The sequence below is a fragment of the Alphaproteobacteria bacterium genome (assembly GCA_023898745.1).
Lineage (GTDB): Bacteria > Pseudomonadota > Alphaproteobacteria.
On record CP060237.1, the window covers coordinates 651,489 to 668,533 of the forward strand.

The window sequence follows — 17,045 nt, forward strand, 5'->3', positions numbered from 1 at the left end:
CAGTTCATGGGCAATTATAATAAAAATTATCGATGCGAGTTTGGTAAAGTTAAAGAAGTAGAAGAGCTTCCAAACTTGATCGCTTTGCAAAAGCAATCATATGAAAGTTTTTTGCAGTCTGAAGTTCCCAATGATCAAAAGGCGCGTCAAGGTTTGCACGATATCTTTTTGGAGATTTTTCCCGTAAAAGATTTGTCCGGAAAGGCGCAATTAGAGTATCACGGTTACCATCTTGAAACACCTAAGTTTTCTGAGGACGAATGTCGATATAAGGGTTTAACGTATTCAGCATCATTGAAGCTGATTTTGCGTTTGATTGTATGGGAATTTGATCAGGAGACAGGTGCAAAAAACATCAAAGATATTAAAGAACAAGATGTTTATATGGGTGAAATTCCTTTGATGACAGATCGAGGAACGTTCATTATTAATGGAATTGAGCGTGTTATTGTGTCCCAAATGCACCGTTCACCAGGTGTGTTCTTTGATCACGACTTTGGTCGTTCTCATGTATCTGGAAAATACTTGTTTGCTGCAAGAATTGTCCCATATCGCGGTTCTTGGTTTGACTTTGAATTTGATTTTAAAGATATCATTCATGTTCGAATCGATCGTCGCAAAAAAATCTCCCTTGCAACGTTTTTGTTTTGCTTCCCAAGGTTTGAATCAGATGAAGTTGAGCAGTTAAAAAAGATTAAAACATATTCACACAACGGCCTAACGGTTTCTGAAATTCTTAGTAAATTCTATGAGCTTATGGAATTTGAGAAAAAAGGCAAAGATTGGGTTGTAGAGTTTGATGAGAATCTTTTTAAGGGGTATCAATCCAAAATAGATATTTTGGATGCTGAGTCAAAAGAGGTTCTTGTTCCAGCAAATACGAGGATTACACCAAGAATGATTTCTCAACTTTCTAAAAAAGGTGTCAAAGAGGTTGTTGTTGATCTTGATTTTCTAAAAAATAAATATTTAGCTTTTGATTTTATTGATGAAAAAACAGGAGAGATCTTGCTTGAAACAGGTTCTGAAATTACAGATGAAGTATTTGAATTTCTTCAAGAGAGCAAAGTAAAAAAAGTTACGATTTTCAAAATTGATACGTTGAATATTGGTCCATATATTGTAAAAACATTTATGGCAGATAAGGTTTCCAATAGAGAAGAGGCGTTGATTGATTTAGCAAGAAATCTAAGACCAGGCGAGCCACCAACCTTGGAGAGCGGAGAGTTAATCTTCAAATCGTTGTTTTCTGATATTGAGCGTTATGACTTATCAGCTGTCGGTCGTGTGAAGCTTAATACAAGACTAGGTTTAGAGACAAGTGATGATGTTCGAACATTAAGATCAGAGGACATTTTTGCAATTTTGAAAAAGTTACTAGAAATTAAAGATGGTTTTGACGATGTTGATGATATAGACAACTTGAGCAACCGTCGTGTAAGAGCGGTAGGTGAATTGATTGAAAATCAATACCGTATGGGTATCTTGAGACTAGAAAAGAGTATTAAAGAAAGAATAGCGGCGCCTGATATTGATGTGCTAATGCCTCACGATTTGGTGAATGCAAAAACGCTTGTATCCTTGTTGAGAGAGTTTTTTGGAACGTCTCAATTGTCTCAATTTATGGATCAAACAAACCCGTTGTCTGAAGTTGCCCATAAAAGAAGATTGTCTGCATTGGGTCCAGGTGGTATCCAGCGTGAACGTGCTGTATTCGAAGTTCGTGACGTTCATCCAACACACTATGGAAGAATCTGTCCTGTAGAAACGCCTGAAGGTCCAAACATTGGTTTGATTAACTCTTTAGCATCTTATGCGCGCATCAATAAATACGGTTTTATTGAAACCCCTTACAGAAAAGTTGAAAACGGCAAGGTGACGGATCAGGTTGATTACTTAACAGCAACGCAAGAAGCGCATTACATTATTGCACACGCCAATATTGAAGTTGAGGCGGATGGATCCATTAAAGAGAAGTTTGTTGTAGCCAGCAAGAATGGTGAATATCAAACATTTAGCAGAGATGAGGTGTCTTATATCGACGTTTCATCCAAGCAGATGGTTTCAATTGCTGCATCGCTGATTCCATTTTTGGAAAACGACGACGCAAACCGTGCATTGATGGGATCAAACATGCAACGCCAAGCTGTTCCTTTGATTAAGGCGGAAGCGCCGTTTGTTGGAACGGGTATGGAGCGTGTGGTAGCAAAAGACTCAGGCGCTATGGTGTTGGCAAAGCGACCAGGGTTCGTTGAGCAAGTTGACTCTAAGCGTGTTGTGGTTCGTGTAGTTGAAAGCGAGTCCGAAGAAGCGCCTGTTGTAGGTGTTGATATTTACAACATGAAAAAATTCGAGCGTTCTAATATGGGCACGTGTTTAAATCAAGCTCCACTTGTTCAATTAGGTCAGTTTTTAAAAGCTGGCGATATTATTGCAGACGGCACTTCCACAGATGGCGGAGAGTTGGCGCTAGGTCGTAACATTCGTGTGGCTTTCATGTCTTGGAACGGATTTAACTTTGAGGACTCTATCGTTATTTCTGAAGAAGTGAGTCGTAAAGATGTATTTACATCTGTACATATCGAAGAATTTGAGGTTGTGGCGCGTGATACAAAATTAGGACCAGAAGAAATTACGCGAGATATTCCAAATGTTTCGGAAGAGATGTTAAAACATTTAGATGAGTCAGGTATTGTGTCTATTGGTGCGACTGTAAAACCAGGTGATATCTTGGTTGGAAAGGTTATGCCAAAAGGCGAAATTATTCTGAGTCCAGAAGAAAAGTTATTGAGAGCGATTTTTGGAGAAAAAGCATCTGATGTAAAAGATTCCTCATTGAGAGTACCATCTGGTATTCAAGGAACAGTGCTTGATGTGCGAGTCTTTTCAAGACGTGGTTTGCAAAAAGATGAACGCTCTATTTTAATCGAGCGTCAAATTATTGATAAAGCAAAGAGTGACTTGGATGATGGAACAAAGATTTTTGAAAAAAGTTACAAAAAGTCCCTACATGAAATGTTGATTGGTGAAGAAGTTGCATCAGGTCCAAAAGGCGTAAAAGCAAAAGATCAAGTTACGGAAGCGTTGTTGGAAAATGTTTCTTGGAGACATTGGAATGAAATTAAAATTACCAATAAAAAGCAACAAAAGAATATTGATCGTCTAACAGAAAGTTTTAATGAATCTATTGCGCGTTTGAAAAAAGAGTTTGAAGAGCGCATGGAAAAAATTAGCTTAGGAGATGATTTAGCTCCGGGTGTATTAAAAGTTGTAAAGGTTTTCATTGCGGTGAAGAGAAAGCTACAACCTGGAGATAAGATGGCTGGGCGTCACGGAAACAAAGGTGTTGTATCGACCGTTGTTCCTGTGGAAGATATGCCGTTTATGAAAGATGGAACGACCATCGATCTAATTTTAAATCCTTTAGGTGTTCCATCTCGTATGAACGTGGGGCAAGTTTTGGAGACGCATTTAGGATCTGCAGCTAAAGGAATCGGTGAGCAAATTGATAAGCAATTGCGTGTTGCGCGCGCTGAGGCAAAGGCGCAAAAAGATGCGGTTGGAAAATTGCGAGAGATTTTGAAAGCAACCTATGAACGTAACAAAAACCATGATGTGGATGTTGATAAGATGAAGGATAATGAGATTCTTGATCTTGCAGAGTCTATGAGAAATGGCGTGAAGTTTTCTTGCCCCGTATTTGAAGGACCTAAAGAGTCAGAAATTAACCGTTTGCTTGAGTTAGCAAATGTTCCAACATCTGGACAAGTTCAATTGTTTGATGGGCGTACAGGTATGCCAGCGGATCGCAAGACAACAGTTGGTTACATGTATATGCTCAAGTTGCACCACTTGGTAGATGATAAGATGCACGCAAGGTCTATTGGTCCGTATAGCTTAGTAACGCAACAACCTTTAGGTGGTAAAGCGCAACAAGGTGGACAACGTTTTGGTGAAATGGAAGTTTGGGCACTTGAAGCTTACGGTGCAGCTTATACTTTGAGAGAAATGTTAACTGTTAAGTCAGATGACGTAACAGGAAGAATGGAAGCTTATGATTCAATTATTCGCGATGATTATGAAATGAAGAGCTATGAACCTGAATCGTTTAGAGTATTGGATAAGGAAATTCGATCATTAGGTTGTGTTATGGAGAAAAAGAAGAGTAGTGATATTGCAGAAGAGGCGTTAGAAGTAACAACAGGGTTGAAGGTTTCTTAAAGAGAGGGGAATGGTATGAATATAAACACGAAGAGAGCGACTTTAGATAAAGTTGAGCAACAAGATTACGATGTTATTCGAATTACCGTTGCTGATGAAAGCACAGTTTTATCTTGGTCGTATGGTGAGGTCTTAAAGCCTGAAACAATCAACTATAGAACCTTTAAACCTGAAAAAGATGGATTGTTCTGTGCGCGTATTTTCGGTCCAATCAAAGACTATGAATGTCTTTGTGGAAAATATAAACGCACAAAGTTCAAGGGTATTGTTTGTGAGAAGTGTGGTGTAGAAGTTACATCTTCAAAAGTGCGTCGTGACCGTATGGGGCACATTGAATTGGCGGTTCCTGTTGCACATGTTTGGTTTGCTAAGTCTTTGCCAAGCCGCATTGGAGCTTTGCTAGATTTGAATCTTAAGGATTTAGAACGTGTTATTTACTATGAATCCTTTATCGTGATTGATCCAGGTTTGACAAATTTAAAAAAGTCTCAGATTTTATCTGAAGATGAATACAACAAAGCTCAAGATGAATTTGGACAAGATGCATTTTATGCAGATATGGGTGGAATAGCATTAAAAGAGCTGCTAAAGAAAATTAATCCGGAAGAAGAGATTGTAAAACTAACAGATGAAATACAAGAGGTAACCTCAGAAGTTCGCAGAAAGAAAATTCAAAAGCGTCTGGCAATGTTTGAGGTGTTTAAGCGCTCAGGTGTAAAGCCATCTTCATTAGTGTTGTCTATTCTACCTGTATTGCCTCCAGAATTACGTCCACTGGTTGCTTTGGAAGGTGGGCGCTTCGCGTCTAGTGACTTAAACGACCTGTATCGTCGTGTGATTAATAGAAACAATCGTTTAAAGCGTTTAACAGAATTATACGCACCTGAAATTATTATTCGAAATGAGAGGCGTATGCTTCAAGAATCTGTTGATGCGCTTTTTGATAATGGCCGCAGAAATCGCGCAATTTTAGGATCCAACAAGAGACCTCTAAAGTCCTTGTCTGATATGTTAAAAGGAAAGCAAGGTCGTTTCCGTCAAAACCTGCTCGGAAAGCGTGTGGATTATTCGGGTCGTTCTGTGATCGTTGTCGGACCAGATTTGAAACTGAATCAATGTGGCATTCCAAAGCGTATGGCGCTCGAACTATTACGTCCATTTGTATACTCAAGACTTGTGAAATTAGGTCTTACAGCTACTTTGAAGACAGCAAAACAAATGGTGGAGCGAGAAGTAACAGAAGTTTGGGATACTCTTGAAACGGTAATTCGCCAACACCCTGTGTTGCTTAACCGTGCGCCTACACTTCACAGATTAGGTATCCAAGCTTTTGAACCTAAACTGGTGGAAGGTAAAGCGATTCACTTGCATCCGCTTGTATGTACGGCTTTTAACGCGGACTTTGACGGAGACCAAATGGCCGTTCACGTTCCGCTTTCTATAGAAGCGCGGTTAGAAGCGCGTATTTTGATGATGTCATCAAACAACATTCTCAGCCCTTCAAGCGGTAAGCCAATTATTATTCCAACAAAAGATATTGTTTTGGGATTGTATTATCTTACAGCTTTGAGACAAGGCTTAAAAGGCGAAGATCGGGTTATTGGATCTCAAGTCGAGATGGAGTATCTTCTTTTGAATGGTGAGATTGAGTTGCACTCGAAAATAAAAGCGCGTATGCCATATTATGCAAAAGATGGTAAAGCTGAGTATAGAATTATTGAAACAACGCCTGGCCGTATGATTTTCTCTGCTGTAATGCCAAAGCATCATCAGTTGCCGTTTGATATTATTAACAAAGTTTTAACATCTTCAGATGTGTCTGAATTGGTGAATCGTATTTTCCGCGTTGTAGGTCAAAAAGCATGCATCGAGTTTGTTGACCGCATTATGAAACTTGGGTTTGAGTATATGACAAAGTCAGGCGTATCTTTCAGCAAAGATGACTTGATTATCCCTGAAGAGAAGAAGAGCTACATTCAAGAGACAAAAGAGCTTGTAGGAGAGTATGAGCAGCAGTTCTTAGATGGTTTGATTACACAAGGTGAAAAATACAACAAGGTAATTGACGCTTGGGATAAGTGCGCTGATAGCATTGCAAAGCAAATGATGATAGCTATGTCTAAGGTTAATAACAACAATGAAATGAACTCTGTTTATATGATGGCACACTCAAAAGCGAGAGGTTCTACAGCGCAGATGCGTCAGCTAGCTGGTATGCGTGGTTTGATGGCAAAACCATCAGGCGACATTATTGAGACACCGATTATCTCAAACTTTAAAGAAGGTTTGAATGTGTTTGAATACTTTTCATCAACACACGGTGCTCGTAAAGGTTTGGCCGACTCCGCATTGAAAACAGCAAACTCCGGTTATTTGACTCGTCGTCTTGTCGACGTAGCCCAAGATTGTGTGATTACAGAGCAAGATTGTGGCACAACGAATGGTATTTCTGTGAAAGCGGTTGTAGAAAGTGGAAACACAATCGTTATGTTGTCTGAGCGTATTTTAGGACGTTGTGCAGCAGATGATTTAGTTGATCCAAAAACAGGTGATATTGTTGTTAAGCATGGTCATATGATTAATGAATCAGATATTGAGAAAATTGAGGATTACGGCGTAAATACAGTGAAGATTCGTTCTGTGTTAACGTGTGAGTCTAAGAATGGCATCTGCTCACGTTGTTATGGTCGCGATCTAGGTCGAGGACAGTTGGTAAACGTTGGTGAAGCGGTTGGTATCGTGGCAGCACAATCCATTGGTGAGCCAGGAACGCAGCTAACACTAAGAACGTTCCACATTGGTGGTGCGGCGCAAAAAGGTTCCGAAATTTCTAGTGTAGAGGCTAACTATGATGGAACAATTAAATTGTCCAATGCCAAGGTGGTGAAGAGTCGCGCCGGCGCATATGTTGTTTTGTCGAGAGCGTGTGAAATGGCGATTATCGACAGCTCGGGCAATGAAGTGATGAAATCTCGTATCAGTTATGGTGCGGAATTGTATTTTAAAGATGGTGATAAGGTTAAGAAGGGCGACAGAATCGCGAAGTGGGATGCTTACTCTTATCCAATTGTTGCTGAGTATGATGGTAAGGTTGAGTATGTGGATCTTTACGAAGGTCGCACAATGAATGAATTTGTGGATGAGGCAACCGGCGCATCAAGTCGCGTTGTGTTAGACTGGAAGCAAAGCCCTGGAACAGCGGATTTGAGGCCGTTGTTGAAGCTTTTGACGAAAGATGAAAAAGCGATGCGTTATTATCTTGCGCCAAATGCTATTGTCAGTATTGGTAATAATATGGACGTAAAAGCCGGTGATATTATTGCGAAGGTTCCAAAAGAAACAGTAAAAACGCGAGATATTACAGGTGGTTTGCCTCGTGTATCTGAGTTGTTTGAAGCGAGACGTCCAAAGGATCCAGCTGTTATCGCTGAATTTAATGGTACGGTTGAGTTTGGTAAAGATTACAAGACAAAGCGCAGACTATCCATTATCTCTGAGGAGGATCCAGAGATGCGTATGGAGTATATGATCGCAAAAGGTCGCTTCGTGACAGTAAACGATGGCGACTACGTGAAAAAAGGCGACTTGATTGTAGACGGTAACCCAGTGCCTCATGATATATTGAGAATTTTGGGTATTGAAACATTAGCATCTTATCTTGTGGATGAAGTGCAACAAGTTTACCGTGTGCAAGGTGTTCCAATTAACGACAAGCATATTGAGACGATTGTAAGACAAATGTTACGTAAGTTTGAAATTTTGGATGCTGGAGACAGTGAGTTTAAACCAGGTGATGAGATTGAGCGTTCGGATCTTATTCTATTGAATGAGAAACTAGAAACGGAAGGTAAGAAGCCGGTAATTGCGCGCGCAGTTTTGCAAGGTATTACAAAAGCCAGCTTGCACACAAAATCCTTTATGTCGGCAGCATCATTCCAAGAAACAACGCGTGTTTTGACAGAATCAGCGATAGCAGGGCGTATTGATCCATTGCTAGGTTTGAAAGAAAACGTGATCGTTGGGCGATTAATTCCTGCAGGAACGGGACACATTATGCGCAAATATAAAGCTATGGATCCGGATAAGACAAAAGGTGAAGACATTCCTGGATTGTTAAAAACTATAGCAACTTCCTAAGCAATAATGTTTATTGTCTTTGAAGGCGGTGAAGGGTGTGGAAAAACCACACAAGCTAAACGTCTTTATCAGCATTTTCTTTCTCAAGGTAAAAAAGTTGTTTTAACGCGTGAGCCAGGTGGTACACCCAATGCTGAAGCTGTGAGAGAGTTGCTGGTTTCTGGTCAGCATGAAGCATGGCCCGCATATTCGGAATTTTTTTTAATTCTTGCTGCGCGCGCAGATCATTATGAAAAGTTTATTAAACTACATTTGGATAAAGGGTGCATTGTAATTTGTGATCGATTTTTACTTTCAACATTAGTGTATCAAGGATATGGAAGAGGCCTTGATATTGCGTGGATGAGCAAAATTCACAAGGATGTATTTCCAGATCTACTCATCGATAAAACGTTTGTCCTGTCCATGTCTCCTGAAAAAGCTTTGTCACGCGTGCAGGAGCAGCAGACCTTTGAAGCGTTGGGGTTGGAGTTTCATCAAAAAATCAATCAGGGTTTTAGAGAGTTGGGTAAAGCATTTGACATGATTGAGGTGGAAGAAAAAAATGAGGAGCAGGTTTTTGCTGAAATATTGGAAAAATTACCTTTAGCTCATAAGATGGAGAGTGTTTGATGTACGACAATAATAATATTTTTGCTAAGATTCTGAGGAATGAAGTGTCATGTAAGAAGGCAAAAGAAGGTGACTATTATCTAGCATTTCACGATCTCTTTCCTAAAGCAGATACACATATTTTGATCATTCCTAAGGGGCAGTATGTTACATATCATGATTTTACAATGAATGCGTCAGCAGAGGAAAAGTTGGATTTTTTTAATGGAATTGCAGAGATTGTGAAAGAGTTTGGATTAGATCAAACAGGATACAAACTTCATAACAACAACTTAGAAGCGGCTAATCAAGTGGTTCCGCATTTTCATGTACATATTCTTGGATGGAAAAATGCTAATGGTGGAAGGGGTTGCCCAAACCTTTAACTATTGACCGAAGAAGATGAGATGAAATCTTACTTCTTCTTTCCTGAAGACATAAAATAAACTGCTTTATCAATCCAATGAACAACCGCTTGTGGAATATGTATAAGACCCTCCATATGTTTCGGTACTTTGTTTTGTTTATAAGCTTCCCAAATTGCTTCACCTAATTCACGATCTTTCCAATATACACCTACCAAATCCATCCATTTTTTAGCATATGTTTGTCCAATTTTTCCATAAGGATCTTCATGTATGCGATCAACGACTTCAGCAATTAAAGTTTCCCAATCTTTTCCATATTGTTCCGATTCTTTTTCATTTGGTTTTTGCATCTCAGCAAATTTTTTCAGCTGTTCTTTTGTGAATATTTTATCCGCCCATGAATTTTCTAAATCTTTCATTGTTTTATAAACTCCTATTAATTTTAATATCGATTGCGTATCAATTTGATCTGGTGATTCCTGTATTACAGCTGCTAGAATGTTTTTAGCTTCTTTTAATTGCTTGATTTTTTCCGATAGAAAGTCGTTATGTATTTTAAGAAGCGCCAAAAGCGCTTCATCTCCAGATAAAAATAATTTTATCTGAGTTAAATTGAAGCCAAGAAATTTTAACGCTAATATTTGCTGAAGTTTTGCCAGATCAGTTTCGGAGTATACACGATAATTATTAGATAATCGTTTTGATGGTTTGAGTAAATTAATCTTGTCATAGTACTGCAATGTTCTTATAGTAATGCCTGATAATTTACTCAGTTCTTTAACGTACCAATATTGCACTACGCGCACCTCCTTACAATCATTATGATCTATGACGCAACGTTATACTCAAGTCATGTTCTTTTTAAAAATTCTAAAGAATATGCAAATAATAGGTTTGTTTATGGTTAATGAAATAAAAAAAATAAGAAGAGTTTAGCCTGTGCCCATACGTGGCAAGACCGCAACATCTGCCCAATATTCAATTGTGCGAATAATATCTTTATGAAAGACTTCAATATCAAACGACTTGAAAATATAACCAGCTGCATAACCTTTATACGTGGACATCATGTCTTTTGCGCTTATGCTGTTTGTGATAACCACAACAGGAATATCACATAAATTCTCATCACGTTTGATTTCTTTTAAAACATAATGACCATCACGTTTTGGAATATTCAGATCCAAAAAGATAAGATCAGGTCTTGGAAAGAGAGATAAAGACTCTCTGTTGCGCAACATCTCTAATGCTTTTTCACCATCGTGTGCAGAGTGAATTTTGATATCATATCTGCTTGTATTTAAAATATTACGAATCAGCAATTCATCTGATGGATCGTCTTCGATGATGAATAAGTTCAAAGATTTGGGGCGTTCAAATGAGATATCTTCTTTTGTCTTATAAGTGAAAAAGTTCGAGCTAATATTTTCAACGCCTTCAAAAAAATAATCAGGCGTGACATTAAGGATCTTGGAAATTTTAAATAACAAAACAGCGGGAATTCTAGATTTCCCCTGCTCATATTTTTGAATTTGCTGCAGCGATACACCAACGCGACTCGATATATCACTCAATGTGAAATTGAGTTTTTGTCTTTGTTCTCTAAGCTTATACCCGATAAACTCATCAATTTCATATTCTTTTTCAATCATTCGCCTTTATCTGTGAAGTCTGATGTATATTCGAGTGAAATACATTTTCATTTGTGTCTAGTTTATGCATAATTTGATCTACAAGACCAGACATTTCATCAATAATATCTTCATCAATAATAAAATTTGTCATAAAGTATCTCATACTCACCAAAATCTTTTTTGCAGTTGATGCTTGGTGTGCTGAAATCTCATTAAATTGATCTATCAAATTGATAAGTAGATTCTCTTGATAGGCGCGTGACATTGATTTTTTTTCCATTTGTACCCCTAATTAACGATAAGTGTTGGTTACAATTTATTTATAGAGGAATTTTATTTTAAATTAAAGTTGAAAAAATCATAAATTTTTCTCTTGTGGGTTGAAAGCGTTCTGAAAGCCAGAATTTAACCTACTTTGAAGGAATTGCGCCACTTGTTGCAATGCTATCATCTTTATTAAGCAATTTTGGTGAAATGAAATTATCAAGCGCAAATACGACGGACCAGTTGATAATGGACCACTTTACACGATCTAAAACTACAAATGCTGGATGATCTTGTTTTGTTCTTTTATTTTTTTGATCTGCATGATTTTGAAATACACATTCTTGTGTGAGAGAGGTGTCTTTTTTATATTCATTTTTTATCGTTTTGATGCCAGATTCTCTGATTTGAATTGTTTCCACAATGCCGTTGGAAATTTGCTCTTTCAGCTCTTGTGGCAAAACATAAAGATTGGGGCATTTTGTAATCACAAGCTCTTTAAAGTGGCGATTTTGAATGCCGTAAGGTAGTTTTTTGATGTCTAAATTAATCAGCTCAAGACTGAGTGGGGCAGAGATTGGCATGTATGCAGGAATATCAGGGAGTTGTTTTATTCCGTGGCAGCATTCTAGCGATAATTTATGTGAGATATGCCAATAATATTCTGACATATTGTGAATAAAGGCATTTTTAATGCATAGAATATGTATATTTGGGCAAGGTTCTAGATTTAATACTTGAGGGACATTTTTATATGTCCAATTAAGCATTAAATGAACAGCTTTTTTTGTTTTAATTAGACTGAAGAGGCTCTCAAAACCAAAACTTATATTACAATCCTTTCCGCTCAAAATTTTTTCTAGATCAAGAAAAATTTTTTCTTGAATTGAGTTTTGCATGTTACAAATCATGCGCTGAATGTTGGGAAAATTATACGCTTTAGTAAATATAAGCTGCACCATTTTATCAAAAGAAAGATTGGATATTGTGCGAGCCCATTTTATACCGCCATTGTCTTGTATAAATTGTGTAAATTCATTCTCTGTTATTTTTTCTCGCGCTTCTAGCCAGTTTTTTATAAAAGTTTTGGTTTCTGTGGGGGCGAGGTTATCTTTAGGGTTTTGCTGTTTGAAAACATCCGTCCAAATTTTAGTCCAATTGAGATGAAGCTGAGGTTCAATTTCTTCAATGCCTATCTTTTGAATAATATTCCAAACGGTATCCACGTTATCTTTTTGAGCGTGAAGTGGGGGTGCGCTTGTATTTCTGTAGCATGCTTTCAAAAGTTTACCAGACCATGCCACTAAAAAGAGCGCAATCCAGAAGAATGAATTTTCTGTTATGAGATTTTTTTTTCTGGGGTGAATAATTTTTGTGAGGGTGAGAAAGGCAAGACTCATAGGAACCAAAAGACTGGGGGAATAGCAGGATTGAGTTTGAGATTTTTTATTTTCTTTTTCAACAGTTTGGATGGCGAACGTTTCTTCAGGGAGGTGAAGTTCTTTATGTGTAAATTTAGCTTGGCATTTTAAAGGTAAATTTGTTTCAGTGAGATCAATGGTTTTGATCTGTCCTTTGTTAAAAGCGTTTTGGAAGGTTGTTGGTAAGCTGGCTAGATTTTTGCAGTTTGAAAGATCTATGGAATCAAAAGAGCGTTGTGCTATTGTTTTTGGTAAATACTTAAGCGCACAGTGATTAAATTTAATGTTTAGTGTTTCAAAAATTTGAATGGTGTGTGTAATTTCAGGCAAATGATTGAGATTAGGGAGGTGTTTGAAATAAATCTGTCTTTTGACTAACCAAAGGCTTTCATGAAATGTGTCGGCATTAGAATTTTGAATCTCAAGTTGTTCAATGTTGCTGCTAAAAATTACATTTTCAAAAGCGTCAGAAGTGTCTTGAAATTCCGCATTTATATAAATAGCTATCGGTTCATTTTGGGTTTTGATAAGTTCAAAAATTGCAGGCAGGTCATGAGTATGTGGTTTTATATGTAAGACATTTTTGAGTCTATGTCTGAACATAGTATTATCTAATACATCTGAAAAATTTTTCAAGCGTTTTTCTTGTGCAGAAAGTGAGAAGGAGAGTTTTTTTACTGCGGTTTTGCAAAAAATAAAATCATCTCTATGTTTGAAAAAATCTGTTATTATCTCTGAATCAAAGAGTTTCGCCACATGATAAAAGTTGCGTTGATTTGTTTTATGCGTCTGTGAGCAGAAGTTTAGGTATGTTATATTTCCTATACCAATCAAAAGGCTGTAAGCCCAAGCTGGGCCATCATAAGCTTTTAATATAGTTGTTGTGATGATAGGTGTAACAATATCAAAGATCTTTGAGAGATTCTGAGGAATGTGTTGTGATCTAGAGGGTGATGGTGGACATATGTCTTTTGGGACAATTGCGCAGCATTGAGGGCAGATCTCCTCATGTTGTTGGATAGAATGATGGCAAAATTCACATGCAGTCATAAAATTTTAAGAGAGTTAACCTCTACTTTAATCCTAACTTATAATTGATTTTTAATCAATATTTTGGATAGATATTTAAGCGGCTGTTAGTGCTAAAAATCCGAATACAAGCAGTGTGAACAAAGCCACAGAGGAAAAAATAATCCAGAATACCCGTAAGCTGTGATCTTTGTTATTGCTATTTCCCTGAAGAGGTTGCGGTGAGATTGGGTCATTACAATGGTCAATAATTCTTACTTTTGGAAGGGTGTAAATTTTTAGCAGGTCGTTTGTATTTAAAGGTGTGACAATTTTTACAGTGACATCTTCATTCAGCAATGGGTTAAGTTTATCCAGATGATCTAAATATGGAATATCGCACTCATCAATATGAATAGGTAGGGCATTTAAGCACTTACCTTCTTTAAGGTGAATATTTTTGATTAAAATATGGCTTGAGCCTTTATATTGTTTCATAAGATAAAATAGATCTCTTAAATGAATATAACGCACAGAGCATCCATCAATTTGCAAACCCTCGGTAACATATATCATTTATAGATTTCCTTAATTTTTGCATTGAGCTTATCTCCATCAATCTGCACAGCTTCAATGATATATTCGCTATAAAAATAATATGTGGAGACTCTCACAAGGTTTTCATTAACATGAAAATCAAACTTATGTGGAGGAAGTGGTTTATAGAGAAAGGTAGCGTCAATATTATTGTGTTTTAAATATGTTTCTAGAGCGCGCATTTTTGCAAAATTATCTATGTCATCTTCTTCTAGATCAATAAAGCATGTAATTTTAGGATTGTATTGTACATGCGTATTTAACCCATGTGTATTTCGAGGGATTTTCATTAAAATTTCTTGAGGAAAATTAGTGAGACTGGTATTCAGTCCTTTTAAGATTTGCCCTTCTTTTAGATGAAATTTCATAGATATAAAAATAGTTTCTATCTAGTCTATTTTAATATTTATAAGTATATATGTAAATAAGATTAAATATAAAAAAGTATTTTTTTATCATCATAAGCGAAGTGAAGGGTCTAGAGATGCAAGTAGAGCGTATTTCAGGAAGTTTCTTCGGCTTCGCCTCAGGATGACGGTGGGCTATACTAGAGATGATACAAAACATAAGTAAATTCATGTTCACAAGTGGTCATAGAAGAACCCCATTCAATCAATGGTTTTGGGATATTGATCGAAGGATATTGTTAATCTTTTTGATGATGATTTTTCTAGGAATTGTCTTGAACTTTGCAGCAACGCCACCAATTGCCAAGCGTCTTGGTTTGGCGCCATTTTATTTTGCGAAGCGGCATATTCTATATATGATTCCTGCATTGTTTTTAATGATATTTGGCTCTTTTTTGAATCCTGTGCAATTGCGTAAATTATGTTTACTTGCCTTGTTTGGATCACTTTGTTTGCTAGTGTTTACGTATTTTTTTGGGCATGAGATTAAAGGGGCAAGGCGCTGGATCCAATTTATGGGCTTGTCTGTACAAATCTCTGAATTTATTAAACCATGTTTTTGTGTGATTTCAAGTTGGATGATTACAAAGCAGTTTCATGATCCCAGATTTAAAGGGATAATCTACTCCTTTTTGATGTTGTGTTTTATATTATTTTTTCTTTTATTGCAGCCAGATCTCGGTATGTCAGCTGTATTATTTTCTAGTTGGTTGGTGCAGATTTTTATTGGTGGTATGCCCATGATTTATGCTGTGGTGGCTGCGTGTGCCGCGCCTGTTATGATTTTGTTTGCTTATCTTTTTTTACCGCATGCAGCTCACCGTATGAATATGTTTATGAGCGGACAGCAAAATTACCAAGTTGCAAAAGCTCTAGAAGCTGTAAAAAAAGGTGGGTTATTTGGGCAAGGTGTTGGTGAAGGTACAATTAAGAAATACGTGCCAGATGCTCATGCGGACTTTATTTTTGCAGTTGCTGGAGAAGAGTTTGGTATTGTCCTGTGTCTCGTGATTGTTTTGTTATTTGGGATGTTGGTATATTTTGTGATGCAACGAATTCGCAATAATCGCAGTTTCTTTTCTGTGTTAACCATTTCGGGAATTTTGACACAATTTTCTGTACAGAGTATTATTAACATTTCATCAGTGTTGGGGTTGATTCCAACAAAAGGTATGACATTGCCATTTATTAGTTACGGCGGATCTTCTTTATTAGCGCTAGGATTTTCATGCGCTATTTTGTTGAGTTTAACAAAGCGTCACCAAGAAATGGGTGAAGCGTTTTGATAGATTTTAGTTAATAGACTGTTAAGGTTTTTCTGACTTATAGTGCTGATGAATGTCTTATAGAGACGTATAAGCAATGCTATTTTTTTACCTCAATTGTAGCAATGGGTTGACGGCGCCTGATGTTATGGATGTGGCAAATGCTGCGGCAGCAGCGTTAACACGAACGGAACGTGTGACATGCGATTCTTGCACAGGGGGTAAGGTAGTACAAGTAGCCCAGGTTGCATTGGATCTTGTGGAAGGTGTGTTGGATGGGTTAGCAGGTGATAAGATGAAGCCACTAGCTAAAGAATTTTGGGGGTGGATGGCAGTTAAATACTTCAGCGTCTTTTTGGCGTATTTTTCGACTGGTTTGGTCACATATTTTTCCTTCTATCCTGTTAGTCCTGATGATCCTGATAAAGACAAAATGACGAGAGAGAGGAATGGTGGTTTAGGCGCTGTATTTGCGCTCTCCACTCTTCTTGATATTGTTCTAATGTGTAAAACGAGTGGATTAATAATTGATTTTGGTAAATTAAAAAGCGTTTCAGACACGTTAACAAAGTATTTTTTTACAGATATAATAGTCATAGCCACTACTTGCAATAATTTCCTGACTAAAGATATGTCTGCATTTGCATCTGATCGTTTACCTTCTAAAGCGTTCATGGAACATCTTGAAGAATTTGAGAAAAAGCGTGAGCAGTGTAAGAGGGCGCTAGAGGTTCATAAATTGGCCGAGCAAGAAGAAACAGCGCGCATAAGGTCGAGAAGTTTGATATCCAAAGTATTGATATTGTGTATGCATGCAACCCAGGTTGGAGTGTATATTTCTCAGGGCGCAAGTAAAGAGGTAATTTTTGGTATATATTTTGGAGGCCTGATTCTTGAAAGTCTTGAAAGATCGAACTCTGTTCATGGTGGTGTGCGTGATTTAGAAGAGGTGCAAAGCATCACTTCTTTGGCGCAAGAGTATGAAGAACGAATCAGAGATTTTGATAAAACTTACGGACCTGGTGTTAAATTGATGTTGCAGAAAAAAAAGGAGCTTGAAGCTACTGATGAATAAAGAAGTTTTTTAATTTTAAGAAGTTATTAATAATTCTCTTTCTTTTCGTTTTGAGGG

At 37.4% G+C, this 17,045-nt stretch carries 12 protein-coding genes; 6 read left to right on the top strand and 6 right to left on the bottom strand.

Annotated features, from left to right (window positions below; translation table 11 throughout):
• The first annotated feature begins 6 nt into the window (after positions 1-6).
• From rpoB to H6850_03295, 4 genes are read left to right on the top strand one after another with little or no spacing between them, the layout of a single operon-like run.
• A complete protein-coding gene (gene rpoB, locus H6850_03280; GenBank protein USO02110.1) occupies positions 7-4,221 on the top strand; it encodes a DNA-directed RNA polymerase subunit beta in 4,215 nt (1,404 codons plus the stop codon).
• A gap of 15 nt (positions 4,222-4,236) precedes the next feature.
• On the top strand, positions 4,237-8,358 hold the full coding sequence (gene rpoC, locus H6850_03285) for a DNA-directed RNA polymerase subunit beta' (GenBank protein ID USO02111.1): 4,122 nt from the start codon (positions 4,237-4,239) through the stop codon (positions 8,356-8,358).
• 6 nt (positions 8,359-8,364) lie between these two features.
• Positions 8,365-8,970, top strand: a complete 606-nt coding sequence (tmk, locus tag H6850_03290; GenBank protein USO02112.1) for a dTMP kinase — start codon at positions 8,365-8,367, stop codon at positions 8,968-8,970.
• Complete coding sequence (locus H6850_03295) at positions 8,970-9,335, top strand: HIT domain-containing protein (protein USO02113.1); 366 nt, start codon at positions 8,970-8,972, stop codon at positions 9,333-9,335. Before tmk ends, H6850_03295 begins: the two co-directional genes overlap by 1 nt.
• A 29-nt stretch (positions 9,336-9,364) precedes the next feature.
• Here the strand turns inward: H6850_03295 and H6850_03300 are convergent, their stop codons facing one another.
• From H6850_03300 to H6850_03325, 6 genes are all read right to left on the bottom strand, one after another.
• A complete protein-coding gene (locus H6850_03300) occupies positions 9,365-10,114 on the bottom strand; it encodes a MerR family transcriptional regulator (GenBank protein ID USO02114.1) in 750 nt (249 codons plus the stop codon).
• 135 nt (positions 10,115-10,249) lie between these two features.
• On the bottom strand, positions 10,250-10,969 hold the full coding sequence (locus H6850_03305) for a response regulator (protein USO02115.1): 720 nt from the start codon (positions 10,967-10,969) through the stop codon (positions 10,250-10,252).
• Entirely contained in the window at positions 10,962-11,231 is a 270-nt protein-coding gene (locus H6850_03310; GenBank protein USO02116.1) for a hypothetical protein, read from the bottom strand. Before H6850_03310 ends, H6850_03305 begins: the two co-directional genes overlap by 8 nt.
• 130 nt (positions 11,232-11,361) lie before the next feature.
• Positions 11,362-13,686 carry a hypothetical protein gene (locus H6850_03315; GenBank protein USO02117.1) on the bottom strand — a complete coding sequence of 775 codons (2,325 nt, stop codon included), beginning with the start codon at positions 13,684-13,686 and terminating at the stop codon, positions 11,362-11,364.
• 75 nt (positions 13,687-13,761) lie between these two features.
• Complete coding sequence (locus H6850_03320; protein USO02118.1) at positions 13,762-14,220, bottom strand: hypothetical protein; 459 nt, start codon at positions 14,218-14,220, stop codon at positions 13,762-13,764.
• A complete protein-coding gene (locus tag H6850_03325) occupies positions 14,217-14,609 on the bottom strand; it encodes a hypothetical protein (protein ID USO02119.1) in 393 nt (130 codons plus the stop codon). Before H6850_03325 ends, H6850_03320 begins: the two co-directional genes overlap by 4 nt.
• 209 nt (positions 14,610-14,818) lie before the next feature.
• Here H6850_03325 and H6850_03330 point away from each other — a divergent pair, with 209 nt between their 5' ends.
• Both H6850_03330 and H6850_03335 read left to right on the top strand, forming a co-directional pair.
• On the top strand, positions 14,819-15,934 hold the full coding sequence (locus H6850_03330) for a cell division protein FtsW (protein USO02120.1): 1,116 nt from the start codon (positions 14,819-14,821) through the stop codon (positions 15,932-15,934).
• A 76-nt stretch (positions 15,935-16,010) separates the two neighbouring features.
• Positions 16,011-16,988, top strand: coding sequence for a hypothetical protein (locus H6850_03335; GenBank protein USO02121.1), 978 nt, complete (start codon positions 16,011-16,013; stop codon positions 16,986-16,988).
• Positions 16,989-17,045 lie beyond the last annotated feature (57 nt).